Source organism: Asaia sp. VD9 (genome assembly GCF_037150015.1).
Lineage (GTDB): Bacteria > Pseudomonadota > Alphaproteobacteria > Acetobacterales > Acetobacteraceae > Asaia.
Genome location: NZ_JBBCQM010000005.1, coordinates 251,042 through 267,135, shown reverse-complemented (window position 1 = coordinate 267,135; position 16,094 = coordinate 251,042). Strand labels below are relative to the sequence as shown.

General features: G+C 58.4%; 14 protein-coding genes and 1 tRNA gene. 3 read left to right on the top strand and 12 right to left on the bottom strand.

Annotation, left to right across the window (positions count from 1 at the left end):
- Positions 1 to 725 precede the first annotated feature (725 nt).
- Entirely contained in the window at positions 726 to 3,602 is a 2,877-nt protein-coding gene (locus WFJ47_RS08870; protein ID WP_336762378.1) for a Hint domain-containing protein, read from the top strand.
- 325 nt (positions 3,603 to 3,927) lie between these two features.
- Here the strand turns inward: WFJ47_RS08870 and WFJ47_RS08865 are convergent, their stop codons facing one another.
- The 10 genes from WFJ47_RS08865 to hisB form a co-directional block, all read right to left on the bottom strand.
- Entirely contained in the window at positions 3,928 to 4,068 is a 141-nt protein-coding gene (locus tag WFJ47_RS08865; RefSeq protein ID WP_336762377.1) for a hypothetical protein, read from the bottom strand.
- A 268-nt stretch (positions 4,069 to 4,336) separates the two neighbouring features.
- On the bottom strand, positions 4,337 to 5,458 hold the full coding sequence (locus WFJ47_RS08860) for a site-specific integrase (protein ID WP_336762376.1): 1,122 nt from the start codon (positions 5,456 to 5,458) through the stop codon (positions 4,337 to 4,339).
- 129 nt (positions 5,459 to 5,587) lie between these two features.
- Positions 5,588 to 5,663, bottom strand: a tRNA-Glu gene (locus tag WFJ47_RS08855).
- 44 nt (positions 5,664 to 5,707) lie between these two features.
- Positions 5,708 to 6,097: an HIT domain-containing protein gene (locus WFJ47_RS08850; protein WP_336762375.1), complete on the bottom strand. Its 390-nt coding sequence runs from the start codon at positions 6,095 to 6,097 to the stop codon at positions 5,708 to 5,710.
- A 3-nt stretch (positions 6,098 to 6,100) separates the two neighbouring features.
- On the bottom strand, positions 6,101 to 6,580 hold the full coding sequence (locus WFJ47_RS08845; protein ID WP_408868641.1) for a phosphoribosyl-ATP diphosphatase: 480 nt from the start codon (positions 6,578 to 6,580) through the stop codon (positions 6,101 to 6,103).
- A 58-nt stretch (positions 6,581 to 6,638) separates the two neighbouring features.
- A complete protein-coding gene (gene hisF, locus WFJ47_RS08840; protein ID WP_336762373.1) occupies positions 6,639 to 7,400 on the bottom strand; it encodes an imidazole glycerol phosphate synthase subunit HisF in 762 nt (253 codons plus the stop codon).
- Positions 7,388 to 8,692, bottom strand: a complete 1,305-nt coding sequence (hisA, locus tag WFJ47_RS08835; protein WP_336762440.1) for a 1-(5-phosphoribosyl)-5-[(5-phosphoribosylamino)methylideneamino]imidazole-4-carboxamide isomerase — start codon at positions 8,690 to 8,692, stop codon at positions 7,388 to 7,390. The genes hisF and hisA overlap by 13 nt, the downstream gene beginning before the upstream one ends.
- 41 nt (positions 8,693 to 8,733) lie before the next feature.
- On the bottom strand, positions 8,734 to 9,375 hold the full coding sequence (gene hisH, locus WFJ47_RS08830; RefSeq protein ID WP_336762371.1) for an imidazole glycerol phosphate synthase subunit HisH: 642 nt from the start codon (positions 9,373 to 9,375) through the stop codon (positions 8,734 to 8,736).
- On the bottom strand, positions 9,372 to 9,719 hold the full coding sequence (locus WFJ47_RS08825) for a hypothetical protein (protein WP_336762369.1): 348 nt from the start codon (positions 9,717 to 9,719) through the stop codon (positions 9,372 to 9,374). Before WFJ47_RS08825 ends, hisH begins: the two co-directional genes overlap by 4 nt.
- Entirely contained in the window at positions 9,716 to 10,312 is a 597-nt protein-coding gene (gene hisB / locus WFJ47_RS08820; RefSeq protein ID WP_336762368.1) for an imidazoleglycerol-phosphate dehydratase HisB, read from the bottom strand. The genes WFJ47_RS08825 and hisB overlap by 4 nt, the downstream gene beginning before the upstream one ends.
- A gap of 78 nt (positions 10,313 to 10,390) precedes the next feature.
- Between hisB and WFJ47_RS08815 the strand changes: the two genes are divergently transcribed.
- Together WFJ47_RS08815 and ubiM are read left to right on the top strand one after the other, a co-directional pair.
- Positions 10,391 to 10,999 carry a nitroreductase gene (locus WFJ47_RS08815; RefSeq protein ID WP_336762366.1) on the top strand — a complete coding sequence of 203 codons (609 nt, stop codon included), beginning with the start codon at positions 10,391 to 10,393 and terminating at the stop codon, positions 10,997 to 10,999.
- Positions 10,996 to 12,204 (top strand): 5-demethoxyubiquinol-8 5-hydroxylase UbiM, encoded by a 1,209-nt coding sequence (ubiM, locus tag WFJ47_RS08810; RefSeq protein WP_336762364.1) that lies wholly within the window; start codon positions 10,996 to 10,998, stop codon positions 12,202 to 12,204. The genes WFJ47_RS08815 and ubiM overlap by 4 nt, the downstream gene beginning before the upstream one ends.
- A 77-nt stretch (positions 12,205 to 12,281) precedes the next feature.
- On the opposite strand, the gene WFJ47_RS08805 is transcribed toward ubiM, so the two are convergent.
- Both WFJ47_RS08805 and WFJ47_RS08800 read right to left on the bottom strand, forming a co-directional pair.
- Positions 12,282 to 14,642: a mechanosensitive ion channel domain-containing protein gene (locus WFJ47_RS08805; protein ID WP_336762362.1), complete on the bottom strand. Its 2,361-nt coding sequence runs from the start codon at positions 14,640 to 14,642 to the stop codon at positions 12,282 to 12,284.
- Between the two features lie 138 nt (positions 14,643 to 14,780).
- Positions 14,781 to 15,854: a quinone-dependent dihydroorotate dehydrogenase gene (locus WFJ47_RS08800; protein WP_336762360.1), complete on the bottom strand. Its 1,074-nt coding sequence runs from the start codon at positions 15,852 to 15,854 to the stop codon at positions 14,781 to 14,783.
- Positions 15,855 to 16,094: the final 240 nt, after the last annotated feature.

The window sequence follows — 16,094 nt, the reverse complement described above, 5'->3', positions numbered from 1 at the left end:
TTTGCCCTCTCGCGTCTCAGACGACGATGACCGGACGCTTGACCCTATCAAGCCAGGCTGGTGGCGATCTCGCATTCGTTGGTCGGAATTTGTTCCCAACCCCGACGAGAGGAATGAACCGGCAGCAGTCCCGGAGCGCGCGCCCTAATAATAACGCGCTTCATCACTTAATTTACCTTACCTAATTTATGGAAAAATATACAAAAATCCAACGGCGGATATTAAAATTTAATGCTATTTTATTTTCGAGGGTGACAATGCTTGCGCGGGCTGTTAGACAATCCCTCGCAGAGACCACGTTCCTGCCTCTTCTAGAGCTTCAAGTCCGGGACGGCCCGGCGCGAAATCTTCGTGAAGGGTGTTAGACGTGGCTCTATTCATTCGTAATTACTGTCGAACCGTTCGGTGTGTCGGCTTCACGATCTGGGCCGACGCCACGAGCTTCACTCGCGTGCAAATGCATGCATGTTTGACGTGCTTACGAATTTCTCCGACTCATACTAAGCACAATGTAGGTCCGCCGATCTCGCTGATCGAATAGGGTGTCTCATCTGTTGCTCGCTGTAGTCAGACAATAAGAATACAACACAATAGAATATACCGCAGATGTAAAAGTGGCATCCACTTTTGCGTAAGTACCCGTGCGCGCTCTTCATAAATAACGCTTTATTATTTATTTGTGCATTCGCAGATCGATCTGAATTGAATTAAAGAAAGAGGCCGAAATGGCGACAACGTCTGTTGTATCTGGGCAAATAGTTTCAGGTATTTCCATTCCAGCAACCGGTGCATACATTGTTGCCAGTGGCGGCGTAGTCAACAGCGCAACTGTCACCAACGGGGGAACGCTAAGCGGCCAGATTGGGGCTATTTTCAGGGGTGCGTTCACTGTTGAAGGCGTTGTTTCAGGTGGCTTGCTGACTGGCGCGGGAACGGTTGAGACAGTGGCTGCCAATGGCGAAGTCCATGATCAGCTTGTCGGTAGCGGCGCTACGCTCACTGCAAACGGATACATCAGTGGAGTTCGCGTAAGCGGCGGGACTCTGACGTTCAACGGGTCCAAGACGAGTTACTTTGGCTTTACCGATGGGGCTGGCGGCACGATCAATCTCAATGCCTCATACGTTACGGATCGTCCGGCTGGACAGGCCCTCTCCGGGCGGACGATCAATGTCGGCAGCAATGGCGTTCTAAGCAACTCCCTTGCCGGTAAGGGGGGAGTGATCACTGTTCTCAATGGCGGTTCTGCGGTCAACACGACGCTGGACGGGGGAACAATCAATGTCTACGCCCCGCTTGGAACGACAAACACGACCTTCACGAGCAACGGCGGAACATTCAACCTCCAATCCGGCTACACTGACTCTGGCGCACGAACATGGGTTGTTTCAAACAACGTGTCCATGAATGTCCAGAGCGGGGCACTGATAACAAAACCCACCGTTAACTCGGGAGGCAAACTCAGCATCGCCTCAGGGGGCATGCTCAGCGGTGTCGCATCAATCTCGTCCGGCGGCGAACTCTCCTTCGGCACGATCTACGCCCCGCCTGGGAGTGGGAATTTTCCGACAATCAACCTCCAGGCCGGCGGCATTGCAATTGCGCAAAACGGTGCGACGATTCTGAATGGCGCGCAGCTGAATAGCGAGCCGGGCGGTATTCTCAAAGGATCGTTCACTGTTGAAGGCGTTGTTTCAGGTGGTTTGCTGACTGGCGCGGGAACGGTTGAGACAGTGGCTGCCAATGGCGAAGTCCATGATCAGCTTGTCGGTAGCGGCGCTACGCTCACTGCAAACGGATACATCAGTGGAGTTCGCGTAAGCGGCGGGACTCTGACGTTCAACGGGTCCAAGACGAGTTACTTTGGCTTTACCGATGGGGCTGGCGGCACGATCAATCTCAATGCCTCATACGTTACGGATCGTCCGGCTGGACAGGCCCTCTCCGGGCGGACGATCAATGTCGGCAGCAATGGCGTTCTAAGCAACTCCCTTGCCGGTAAGGGGGGAGTGATCACTGTTCTCAATGGCGGTTCTGCGGTCAACACGACGCTGGACGGGGGAACAATCAATGTCTACGCCCCGCTTGGAACGACAAACACGACCTTCACGAGCAACGGCGGAACATTCAACCTCCAATCCGGCTACACTGACTCTGGCGCACGAACATGGGTTGTTTCAAACAACGTGTCCATGAATGTCCAGAACGGGGCACTGATAACAAAACCCACCGTTAACTCGGGAGGCAAACTCAGCATCGCCTCAGGGGGCATGCTCAGCGGTGTCGCAACTGTCTCGTCTGGCGGTACCTTGGTTCTAAATGGTACGGCGGGGACTGGCGCCGTCAATCTCTCTGGCGATGGAGCGGTCCTGGTCATTGAGGGTACGGTGATGCCCACGAATACGATCTCAGGCTGGTCTCCGGAAGACACGATCGATCTTGCTTCGATCCCCAGAGACAGCGTCAAAGAAGTCCTGACAACCGCTTCGGGGATCACAATTCGTACAAAGACCGGCGATTACACACTCAATGTGCCGGGCGCCAACACGCAAGGTTATAAGCTCCTGTCGGATAGTAACGGCGGAACGGTCTACACAACCTGCTTTGCTGAAGGCACCCGGATTGCCACCCCTGGGGGGGAGAGCCGTGTGGAAGACCTCGCGGAAGGCGTGCTTGTCCTCGTCCCTGATGGCGCCATGCCCATCAAATGGATAGGCTATCGCTCGATTACTGTTGCCGATCAACGTGAACCCGAAGAAAACTGGCTCATCCGTATCCGCGCCGGGGCGCTATCCGATAATATCCCCACACGTGACCTTCTGGTTACACAGGAACATTGCATGGTGTTCGACGGTAAGCTCGTACCCGCCCGTATGTTGGTCAACGATGTGTCGATTATCATCGACCGAACGATCGGCGCCTATACCTATTACCATGTAGAGCTGAACACTCACGAAGCGATCTGGGCCGAGGGAGCGCTGACGGAGAGCTATCTAGACACAGGCAATCGCGACCAGTTTGACAACCATACCGTGCCTTCTCTTTATCTCGGGCGGAGAAAAAGCGGATCATCACGCTTATCACTGAATACGTCGCGTGACTTTGTTGAGCCGATCCATGCAGCGCTCGTCGCCCGCACAGGACATGTGCCGAAAGCGCCGGTGCTGACGGATCGACCGGATCTTCATCTGGTGACCGAACTAGGCGAGATCATTATGCCGCTGCGGCAAAAGGGGGACCGGATCATGTTCATGATTCCGCCTCTCACGGCAGGTGTCTGGGTACGTTCGCGCGCTAGCCAGCCAAGTCAAGCTATTGGGCCTTATGTCGATGACCGTCGGGTTCTGGGTGTCCTGATCGGAGATATCTCGTTTTTTGGGGCTAAGGGGATGAGCGTCATCGGAGACCACCTCCTCTATGAGGATCTAGCCGGATGGCATGGTTTGGAGTTGGATGCGTATCGTTGGACCGCAGGAAATGCTTTCCTGCCCTTAAGAGTATGCAGTAACGATGAATATCCTGGCACATTATCCATACAGATCATCAGCTCAGGGCTCCATCGCGTTGCTTCGGACTGCGAGGAAGCAGACATGGCACTATGATTACAGTGAGGTGGTGACGTCTTTTTGAGTGTAAGAGGGCACCGACGCACTCAGAATCGCGTATGAAGCCTGACGGCGATAATCGAGACCGGACCGCGGTCCCGATTATAGGCCGGATTGCCGATCCACTGATGACTTAACGTTACATGACCCAACCGTTGGACCGATGCATCGTAGTAGGTCTCGATGCGTGCTCGGCCTTTGGACGAGGCAACCGGCCGTCCCCCACCAGCAAACCCGTACCGCCGGCCGCCAAATAGGATTTCAACGGCTCTGAAGCGATATCAATCGCACAGGCCACGCCAAACGTATCGTCTGGGCGGTGCTAGCGTGCACTCACCAGCGACAGGCCCGCGGCAAGCGTTTTATCGATGTCGGCGAATTCATAGGGTTCGTAATGCCCGTCGGCCCAGCCCAAGCGCAGGAAAGCCTCCGATCCCGATGCGATCTCTTGTTGAGCGATCAAGCCGACACCTGGCTGAAAGCGCGACCTTATAAGCAGCGAGTTAATTTGCGCCACAGCGAAACCGTGTCGCTAAGCCAAGAATTTTGTGCCATCTGCTGTCGCTTCGCAGCCACTTCCCCTACTTCCGATAATAAAGATTAATGCGGTGATTTACGCCACATCAAAACCGCACCTCTGGGATGGGGATTTTGCTCCATCCGCTGCCGTTTCACGCGCGCCCACCTACTTCCGATAATAAGAATTATCGGAAGTAGGGAAATTTAGTCGACTATTTCATAGGCGTTGGCTCATTAGCCTCAATCTTGTCCGCGAGTTCCTGCATGATGGGCTGGTAGTATCGATCGAGCGATTTCAGATCGCGATGTCCGGTGACCCGCATCAGATCTAGGGGGTTTGCAAGATAGCGCGCGAGACGCGACGTCGCCTCATGGCGCAGATCGTGAAAGGTGAGGTTGGTCAAGCCCGCCCGTTTTGTCATCCGGCCAAAGCGGACAGAAAACGCCTTCTCATTGCCAATTTCAAAGATCTTCTCGCGCAGCTCGGGCCTGTGCGGCATCTGCTTGAGTTTCTCGACGAGGAGGCGCCGTGCACCGGGTGTCAGGGGGCGCTTCTCGGGGCCAAGTTCCTCCCGATGGCGCTCGCTCTTCACTCGGGCAAGCGACAGTGTGCGACTGCGAAAATCGATGTCTTTCCAGCAAAGAGAAACTGATTCCGATAGACGGCATGCTTGTTCAATCGACCATTTGACAAGCCATACATCATCCGCATGCTCAGAGGTCGAAACGACCTCCACAAGGCGGTCATACTCACTCTGGTGAGTGTTGTTATAGTCTAGCATGGCCAATCGCCTGTTACGCTTCCTGTCGGCGCCTTGCGGCCGTTTCACAACTCTGCCGGAGGCATGATTGACCGTGTGGATATCCCATTCGCTGATCGCGTGCTGAATGATGCTTGCGAGAAGATTGAGCCGCTTGACCACGGTCGCTGGCGCATAACCGTCGGACAGCATGCGATCACGGAAGGCCCGAACGTCAGCAGGTTGCCATTTGCTCACCATGACATTGACGACAGGGTCATCGAGCAGGGCAGGGATGTGGCCCGTACGGTCCGCCTGGCGATGGGCCATGCACTCGTCGCGATAGCGCTCCACCAGTCGTCTGAGAGGCGTCTTGTCGAGAGACGATGTGTCCTTGAACTGGCGAAGATCGACCTCGGCACGTTTTTCCGTGAGCCAGCGACGAGCCAGTGCTGAGGATGCAAAGGTCCTTCTCAGGCGTTTGCCATCGACCATCTTGCGAGCCTGATACTGGCCGGGTCCACGGTACCATACGCCCTTGGGGAGTTGTTTGCCTGTGGCCGGATCGATGCCTGATCTTTCTGATTCGCTCATGCGAAGCCCCTGATACCAAAGAGCCATATTTTCCCGATTGGCTCAGGAATGGCTCAAAATCAACACTCTGGTAAATCAGGATTTTGCTCTTTACCCATTGGAACCCGCAGAAAACTGCGGAAAATCGAATGGCGTCCCATAGGGGATTCGAACCCCTGTTGCCGCCGTGAGAGGGCGGTGTCCTAGGCCTCTAGACGAATGGGACGAGGCGAGGTGCCTTCTATGACATCGCGGGGGTGCCCGCAAGGGTCATTCTGCGTTTTTCTTGATTAATTTCGCACTCAGTTTTTCACCTGCGAGCAGATGCACGTGATAATGCGGAACCTCCTGACCGGCATCAGGTCCTGTGTTGCTGATCAGTCTATATCCGTTGCGGATCAGACCCAGTTGCTCGGCCAACTTGGAGATTGCTCGCGCAAAGCCCGCGATTTCGTCATTGCTCGCGGACGCCCCGAAATCCGCCGAAGACACGTAAGCACCCTTTGGAATGATCAGGACATGAATCGTTGCCTGAGGGGAGATATCAGGGAAGGCAAGGGCGTACTCATCCTCATAGAGAATCTGTACAGAAATCTCACGACGCAGGATTTTCGCAAAGACATTGCCTGGATCGTAGGGAAGGCTCAAATCAACAGCCATGGCTCATTCCCCCGTCTTGCGCGGGCGCGAGGCTTTTTCCTCGACGCCACTCATGGCCTCACGGCGACGCAACTCCTGCCACACTTCTTGAGGGGTGACGCCCGCATCCACCCACATCACGATCAGATGGTACAACACATCCGCACTCTCGCTGATAAGCTCTGCGGGCTTTCCTGCGACCGCTTCGATCAGGCACTCGACCGCTTCCTCACCGAACTTCTGAGCAATCTTCTTGCGTCCCCGCGAAAGGAGGCGTGCGGAGTGGCTTAGCGACGGGTCCGTTCCGCGACGCGACAACACCGTTTCGAAAAGATGATCCAGAACCTGAGCATCCGTCTGCTGCACTTCAGGAGGCGCGGCACTCTTGGACGCCCCCTTCTTACCCTGTGCCTTCTTGGCTGAGGCCGGCTTGGCCCCGCCTTTCTTGGCGCCGCCGCCATCAGCCTTGCGTGTCGTTCTTTTCGTGGCGAGCGCCATGATCATTTCCCATTCATCGTCGTATGCTGCCAAAAGGGCAGGTCAAAGCTTTCCGCGCAGCGCATCAGTTTCCCGGGCGCACTGGCAGACCAGCCTCTTCGAGGGCCGCCTTGACCCCGGCAATGCCGAATGTCCCGAAATGAAAGACACTGGCGGCAAGCAGACCACTCGCTCCCGCCTTCGCGCCTTCCACAAAATGCGCAAGTTCTCCCACGCCACCCGAGGCCACCACAGGAATTGTAACCGTGCCACAGACCTTGCGCAGCAAATCGAGATCGAAGCCTTCTCCCGTGCCGTCTCGATCCATGCTCGTCAACAGGATCTCGCCCGCACCGCGAGCCTGGGCTTCCTGCGCCCAAGCCACGGCGTCTATCCCTGTGGGTTGGCGGCCGCCCTTTGTATAGACCTCCCAGCCGCCCTTACCGTCGGAGCGGGCGTCGATGGCAACGACGACACATTGGCTCCCAAAGCGATTTGCTGATTCGTTGATCAACTCAGGATTGACGACAGCCGCCGAATTGACTGCGCATTTATCCGCTCCCGCCAGAAGCAAACGACGCATGTCCTCGGGCGCGCGCACCCCTCCGCCTACGGTCAAGGGGAGGAAGACACGCTCGGCCGTGCGCCGAACCACATCATAGATGGTATCGCGGTTTTCAACGCTGGCCGTGATGTCAAGGAAGGTCAGTTCATCGGCTCCGGCTGCATCATAAACGACAGCCTGCTCCACTGGGTCACCGGCATCGCGCAACGAGACGAAGTTCACGCCCTTCACCACGCGCCCATCCTTGACGTCAAGGCAGGGGATGACTCTCAGCTTGAGCATGACGTGCCCTCGACGATACTGAGCGCTTCCTTGAGCGATACCCGACCATCATAGAGCGCGCGCCCCACGATAACCCCGTCAAGGCCTGGCGTCTCATCGGCCACCGCCCGAAAGTCACGAAGATGCTGGGCGCAGCCCACTCCACCGCTCGCGATGACCGGGATGGAAAGCCTGCGCGCAAGATCAGCCGTCTGCTCGAGGTCGAGACCTTCCAGCATGCCGTCACGGGTGATCTCGGTGAAGATGACAGCAGCAACACCTGCATCCTGCATGCGCAGGGCGAGGTCACGCGCATTCAGCTCAGACACTTCTGCCCAGCCCTCGGTTGCAACACGCCCATGACGCGCATCAATTCCGGCAACGATCTTGCCCGGAAAAGCCCGACAGGCCTCCCGCACCAGTTCCGGGTTCTTCACGGCAACCGAACCGAGAATGACCCGGTCGAGCCCGGCGGTAAGCCAGCGTTCGATACCAGCCATATCACGAATACCGCCCCCAAGCTGGACAGGAAGATCCGTTGCGGCAAGGATCGCCTCGACCGCGGCCCCATTGGCGGAACGCCCCGCGAAAGCCCCGTTGAGATCCACCACATGCAGTCGGGAACATCCGGCCTGCGCGAAAGCAAGGGCCTGCGCGCCAGGGTTGTCAGAATAGACCGTCGCCTCATCCATCTCCCCTCGGCGCAGGCGTACACAGGCGCCGTCCTTGAGATCGATCGCGGGATAGAGGATGAGATGCCGCTGCGTGGAAGTATCCGTGCTCGCCAAGGTGCTTTCCTTTTCGGACTGCCGTTTTTGTCTGGTGATGGAAGAAGCGCCTGGATCGAGGCGCTTTGTCATGAAGAGCCCCTTGATGGTTCCTTCATGGCTCCGGGCGTAAAAAGGATGCGTTCCCCAGTGCTCGAAACCAAGTGACCGGAACATGGACAGGGCGGAGTGCTGCGTTTCAGGCACCTCACAGTTCAGTACCCTGCAGCCAAGAGCCCGAGCCGCCTCTATGACGGCATCGGCCAGAACATACCCCAGCCCGCGCCCACGCATGTATGGCGCCACAAAATATCCGCGGATCTGGGCTGTCTGTGCCTGGGCCTCGTTGTTACGCGACGGACGTACGAGCTGCGCGCAGCCCTGAATCTGGCCGTCCTCGTCGCGCACAACGAAAAATCGCGTCTCCGGCACCATGAGGACACCATTGAAGTAGCGCTCAAGAACGGCGCGTCCAGGAGGGATGAGCCAGCCTAGACCACCCCCATCCAGAATAGCTGCCGTGGTGATCTCGCATAGCGCGGCCATATCCGTTTCATCAATACGCGAGAGACGCTCCGCGATACGGGTCACGGCATCCAGCTCAGAAAATTAGCCATGATCGTCAAACCGGTCTTCTGGCTTTTCTCGACATGAAACTGCGTTCCGCAACGATTGCCACGAGCCACGATGGCCGGCACCCGCCCGCCATAACCGGCAGTCGCGACGATATCGTCTTCGTTCCAGCCCGTAAGCGCGTAGGAATGGACAAAGTACCCGTGATCTCCCGGGGTAAGTCCGGCCGTCAGCGCGTGGTGGCCAGGTTCGAAATCGAGCACGTTCCACCCCATATGCGGCAGGCGCAGCCCGGCCTCTAGCGCCGCATCCATGCGGGCAATCTCACCATCAATCCAGCCAAGTCCCGCCGTTCGCCCATGCTCAAGCCCCCATTGAGCCATGAGCTGCATGCCCACACAAATGCCGAGAAACGGCGTCCCGCGATCAGTGGCTTCCACCAGGGCCTCACGCAGTCCGCCACCAAGTCCCGCTGCGCAATGCGCAAAGGCGCCCTGACCCGGCAGGATGATATGATCGGCACCGAAAACATCCTCCGGTCTTCCCGAGATGATGACGTCCGCATCAAGGCCTTGTGTCGTGACGACATGCCTTGCCGTCTGAGCGGCGGAGGCAAGATTTCCTCCGTCATAGTCGATGACAACGATCTTTCTCATGCTGCACCCGACGCTGAGTCGGCAGCACGCAGTCTGGCATCAGCCATGCTCCTTCCCAGCCATACGCTGCGAGGTACGCCACCCTTGAGCCGGATCTCCCATCCCATGATCTCCGCTGCAAAAACGGCCAGCACTAAGTTCAGGATATAAGCGTGGAACAGACCGGCCGGACCGGTAAAACGCAGCACCACGGCGCTGATACAGGCGCTAATGGCAAACGCGATCCAGCAGCCACTGAGCAGAAAACCGATCGGCCCGAGGAATAAGAGACGCCAATGCATACCCTGCTTGATCAGAGCGGTCGGGTATGACGCCTCCCCGCCGAAGGCCAAATAGGCGTTCACAATACCCCCTTGGTCGAGGGCACCGCGCTGCCGACACGCGGGTCTATTGCCACGGCCATACGCAAGGCGCGGGAAAAGGCCTTGAAGCCGCTTTCAGCAATATGATGGGCATTCCGCCCCGCCTTACAGGTAATGTGCAGAGCGATGGACGCAGCCATGGCAAATGCGCGGTAGAATTCCTCGAACAAATCTGTATCCATCTCGCCAATCCGCTCGCGCACGAATTCGACATTCCAGGCGAGGTAGGGCCGTCCTGAAATATCCACGACCACCTCGCAGAGCGCCTCATCCAGCGGCACGAGGGCATGGCCAAACCGCGTGATCCCGCGTTTATCGCCCAGGGCCTGTGCGAAGGCCTTGCCGAGCGCAATGCCGATATCCTCGACGGTGTGATGTCCGTCCACATGCAGGTCACCATGGCAACGCACTTCGAGGTCGAATCCGCCATGCTTGGCGAGCGCCGTGAGCATGTGATCGAAGAACCCGATCCCGCTATCGAGTTCGGCGCGACCGCTGCCATCGAGATCGATGAAGACGGAAATATCGGTCTCACCGGTCTTGCGGTGAAGGCGGGACTGTCTGGCTTCTGTCATGGGGTCAACCATAAACTATTCGGCGCGAATACGCGATGGCCTCTTGGCGAGAGATCGGAAGCTTGCCATCTATCGAGCATGAGCAGTTCCCCCGTATCGTCCCCCGCCCTCGAAGTCCTGCTTTCCAGGGCCTCGACGGATCATCTGAACGCACCAGCCCCCGACAAGGAGCAGATCGGCCGCATCCTTTCGGCTGGATTGCGCGCGCCCGATCACGGCAAGATCAGGCCCTGGCGCTATATCGTGATCAAGGGCAAGCATCGTGCGGAGTTTGCTGAACAGGTTGTGCGGGCCATGCTCTCGGCTGACCCCGAAGTACCCGAGAAAAAGATCGCCAAGCGGCGTCAGCGCTTTTCGGAAATGCCCATGACGATTGCTCTGGTCATGGCACTCGATCCCCAAAGCAAGATTCCGGTACAGGAGCAGGAGCTTTCGGTGGGCGCTGGTGCGATGAATGTACTCAACGCCCTGCATGCCGAAGGTTTTGGCGGATTCTGGGTCTCGAGCGATTTCGCCGAGGAACCCTGTTTCCGTGAGGCCTTGGGGCTGGGGGACGCCCAGCGCCTTGCGGGCTTCCTTTTCGTCGGCACGCCCGATAAACCCGTGCACGGAAGCAAGCGACCCGATATCAGCGATTACATGGCCTTCTGGAAAAGCGAACCGGTGCGCTTCGAGGCCGACAAGTGAGTTCCAAGCCTGACATCACGATTGCTGGCGCTGGTCCCGCGGGGCTCGCCTGCGCCCTTTCCCTTGCCGAGCGGGGCTGGCGTGTGACGGTCACCGATCCCGCACCTGATCGCGTGCTCGCTGCCCCTTCTTTCGATGGGCGCGAAATTGCACTCACCCATCATTCGCGCGGCTGGCTGGACAGCCACGATATCTGGTCGCGTATCCCCGAGGGGGCAATCTCGCCACTGCGCACTGCCCGTATCGAGACGGGACAGGACGTACCCCCGAACGAGGCCGGAGCACTGCTTTTCAGAGCACCGGAAGGGTCGAGCGATGCGCTCGGCTACCTCGTTCCCAACCATCTGATCCGCACCGCCCTGCACGACGCCGTGCGTCAGGAACCGCGCATCACGGTGCTTGCAGGCAAAAAAGTCGTCAGTAGCTCGGGTAACAGCGATGTTGCTCGCATCCTGCTCGATGACGGCACCTTGCTCGAAAGCGCCTTGCTCGTTGCAGCCGATGGGCGGTTTTCTCAAATCCGCCAGTCGCGCGGTATCGGCGCGCTCGTGCATGATTTCGGCAAACAGATCATGGTTTGCCGTATGCGCCACCCGCTCCCACATGAGGGCGTGGCGCTTCAATGGTTCGACGAAGGCCAGACTATCGCACTCTTGCCTGTGGCAGATGACGGCCAGCCGGGTCATCTGTCATCTCTCGTTCTGACATTGGACCCGGGAGAGATCGCAGCCCTCAAGGCAATGGACACGGCCACGTTCAGCGCCGATATCACCCGCCGGACCCAGGCACGCATGGGCCAGATGAGTGTTGAGAGCGATCGGGTCACGTACCCCCTTAAAACCGTATTCGCCCATCGCTTCCAGACGACGCGCCTCGCGCTAATCGGTGACGCGGCCGTCGGAATGCATCCCATCACGGCGCATGGGTTCAATCTCGGTCTCAAGGGACAGGCGATCCTCTGCGAGGAAATTGCCCGTGCCGATGCCGATCCAGGAAGTGCCTCAGCCCTGCGCGCGTTCGAACGTCGTCATCGTCGGGCCACCGCACCTCTTTTCGCGGCGACGAACGGGATCGCGACGCTGTACACGCATGACGCCCGACCGACCCTCGCCCTTCGCAAGGCCGGACTGGCCGTTGCCGATCGTCTTGCCCCGCTCAAATCCATGGTCACCGGCTTTCTGATGGATCGTAGCCATACCGCCTGATTGCGGGGTGGCTTGGAAACACAGGACGAAAAAGCGGCGGGAGACAAGTCTCCCGCCTTTTTTGTTCTCGTGCGCCTTTAGGACGGCTTGCCCAATTCCAATCCCGATTCCTGCAATACGCGATAGGCGTCCAACATGATGGCGTTCGTCACGCCGCCAACATCACGGACAGAAGATACCTTGGCCGAGAGCGCCAGCGTGATCCCGGTATCCGTGATGGCAGAAATTGCGACGCCGGGGGCGGGGTCCTGAAGAATATCCTCGCGCTGCTTCATCATATTCATCAGAGCCAGCTGCGCCTTCGTCGCGTCGGCACGAGGTGAGATTGTTACGGTTGCCGAGGCCGCACTCAACGAGGTTCCGAGCGTCGCATTACGCACCGCCGAGGTAATGAATTGGGAATTCGGAACAATCATGGTCGATCCGTCTCCGAGTCCGATCTCGGTGGATCGAACGCTGATCCGCTTCACATCTCCCTTGATCGACCCGAGCTCGATCAGATCACCCACACGGATCGGGCGCTCAGCGAGAAGGATAACTCCGGAAACAAAGTTCTGCACAATCGCCTGGAGGCCGAAGCCGATACCCACCGACAGCGCACTCACCACCCAGGTAAGGTTTTTCACCGTTACCCCGGCCTCGGAAAGTACCATCAGAAACACGGCAATCCAGGCAACGTAGTTAAAAATGTTCAGGATCGACGTCCGTGCGCCGATATCGAGATTTGTCGTCGGGAAGAGGCGTGATTCAAGCCACTGGCTGAAAGCGCGGATCGCGTAATAGGCAACGAGCAGAATAACGATGCAGAATACAGCCGTATTGAGCGAGAACTGCACACCGTTGATGGTCTGACCAACGAACAGCCCGTTGACCTTGTCTGCCACCACCGGGATATCGAGACTCCCCTCCGAGAGGCAGACAGCAACAAACACGATGATCAGGGCAATGTTGATGACACCAGACAACAACACGCCAAACTGAGCAACGCGATTGGAGTGAACCCCCAGGCGTGACAGGCGGCGGGAGACAAGTGACGCGGTCGAGAAATTCCGCGCCGTAAACTCCTTCGTTGCAAGCGAGATCAGGAACAGTGTTGCGAAGCTGACCGAGAGCGCCACCGACCATACGGCTACGGCGAAGGCGAAAGCCAGGAACCCAAGCGCGATCGCAATCCAGGTTACGGCCATGACGAGGCAGCCGATACCATAGACGGCCGGCGCCAGGCGCGCATCGGTGCGTCGCGTGAGGCGGCGACACATACCGACGAAAAGGAGCGTCACAGCGAGGGTGAAGATTGCCTCGATCAGACGACGCGCCGTGACCGGGAATGCATTCTCCATACCAATGGTGATGAAAATTGTCTGGAGCAGGACGATCACCGCCATACACCAATCCACGCCCCATAGTGCGCGTGCGGCGCGCTGATCTGCTCCGTCCACGGCTGTCGCTCGGCTCAGGGCAGGGAGGCCCGCGCCAAGGATGAACCCGCAAAGCGGCATAATCCCTGCGATACTGTTCATGAAGAGCGGGCTACGCCCCTCATCGAGCGAAAAGAGGCCGGCGAGAATTTCCCACACCAGGAACATGACGAAGCCACAGACGATCCCGGACATCGCAACCGGAATGAAGGATCGATGATGCTCGGAGAGAATGTCGCCAGTGAAACGGCGCACGATGTTGCCTTCGAGCTGGCGAAACAGCCAGTACGCGGGACGTGCGAGCAGGGCCGTCAGCAGAAACGCGCCGACGAGCGCGCCGACGAGAAAGGGCCAGTGATACAGAACGCCCGCATAGCCATTATTGACGGGTGGGGCGAGGGTAAGGCGCAGGGCCGGCCCTTCGGCATAAAGATTGCGCCAGAAAGTGAGCGTCAGGGGGGAAGCAATACGCTCTGACAGCAGCTCCTGCTGGCTGACGGTACCGCGTCGCTGGACCTCGAGCTGCACCTGCTTGGCCTGCAAGCCAAGCAGACGCCCCTGTGTCACCGTGGATTTGATGTCCTGCAGTACAGCTTGCAAATGCGCCCGCTGTGTGACGATCGCCTGACTTTCCCCATCGGCCTTGGCACCAACAATGTCCAGATAGCTCTCATAAACGGTCTGATAGGACGCCGCCTGCGTCTGGATGGATTGCGCGATCGACGTGATCGCATCGACCTGGTCCGAAAGCTCGGAAAGGGTCTCACTCCCGAGCACGATATCCGTGCGGTTCAGCTGGCCATAAATGTATTTGAGCTGGTTCTGGGCGGTAGCAATCTGGCGATTCAGCGTTCCCGAGACCGTCGTCCAGCCATAGCCATCCGCGGCCGAAGGGACGAGCGGCCCTGCGGCACCGTTCGGGACGGTTCCGGCAGGCGCTGCCATGGCGACAGGAGGCGCGATGGAGAGAATCAGGGCAAACAGGCCCCCGAGAATAACGGTGAGACCGGAGCGTCTCATGAATACTGGCATCGCGGTTTGTGCCTCCTCTATGCCTTTTTGAACCTGGATCTCGGGAATGAACGAGTTGGAGAAGCAAGGGTTTTCCCTTCCGCTCGACGCGTCTTCCACCCCGACTGGACAGATGCCCGCCCTTGTTCAGAATTCTGCCTGACGAAGATCTGTGATCGACTCATAACCGGTGCGGTAAAGCTCGGTCAGAAGTTCCTTCTTGATTTTCTGCGCCAGTCCGGGGCCTTGATAGATGAGCGCGGTATAGATCTGCACCATATCCGCGCCGCCACGCAGGCGTTCGAAAACGTCGAAGCCGCTCTCGATCCCCCCGCAGGAGATCACGGCCGCGCGCCGGGCGACCAAAGGCACGACCCGACGCAGCATCATGAGGGCAAGTTGCGCCAGCGGCCTACCGGAGAGGCCACCGCTTTCACCTGCTTGCGCGTCGCTCAATGAATAGGGGCGACTGATCGTCGTGTTGCTGACGATCAGCCCCGCGACGCCACCCTCGATCGCCGCCGCGACGATGTCGGGCAGTGCAGCCGGATCAAGATCGGGCGCAAGCTTGACTGCGAGCGGCGGGTGACCAGGATTTCGGGCGCGGATCGCACCCAGAATATCGCTCAGGGTTCGCGCGGTTTGCAGGTCGCGAAGCCCTGGCGTGTTGGGCGATGACAAGTTGATGGTAATGTAATCAGCCAGTTCAGACACGCGAGAAACGAGGTAGGGGTAATCTTCGAGAGGCTGCGCGCCGAGCTTGTTGATCCCCAGATTGGCCCCGATGGGCACGCGCCGAAGCGCTGCGCTGCGTGTTGCCCGAAGCTGGCGAAAACGCGTCAGCCGGGTCACGAAGGCGTCGATACCGTCCCCGTTGAACCCCATCCGATTGATGATCGCCCGGTCTTCGGTCAGGCGAAAAAGCCTTGGCTTTGGATTCCCCTCCTGTGGGCGCGGTGTAACGGTGCCGCACTCGACATGGCCAAACCCCATACGGGCCAGAGCCATCGGTATACGGGCGTTCTTGTCGAATCCCGCGGCCATACCCACGGGGTTCGGAAAGCGTAACCCCATGCAGCGTGTGCTTAACGCGGGCACATCCCTTGGTGCGGTTGGCCCCATACCGAGCGCCAATGCCTCGATTGCCGCCTCATGAGCGTGTTCAGGATCGAGACCGTGGATCAGGCGGGTCGCGAGGGTCGAAAAGGGAGAAAAAGTCATGGGACTACCCGGGTTTGAACGCAATCGCGCTCTTTATACCGCGCTCACGCTCAGGAGCGACCCCCTGGTGCCACGATCACCTCTTCTACAGTTTCCACGAGTTGGCGGGAGGCGGGCGGCATCACCCGACATGCCAGCGGTTTTGGGCCTCGCTACCACAGCGCCATATCGCGTTCTTCGGTTGCTCCGCGCCGCCAATCGTGAAAAGACAGGCGCGAGCGACCTGCTCACGCCGTTGGA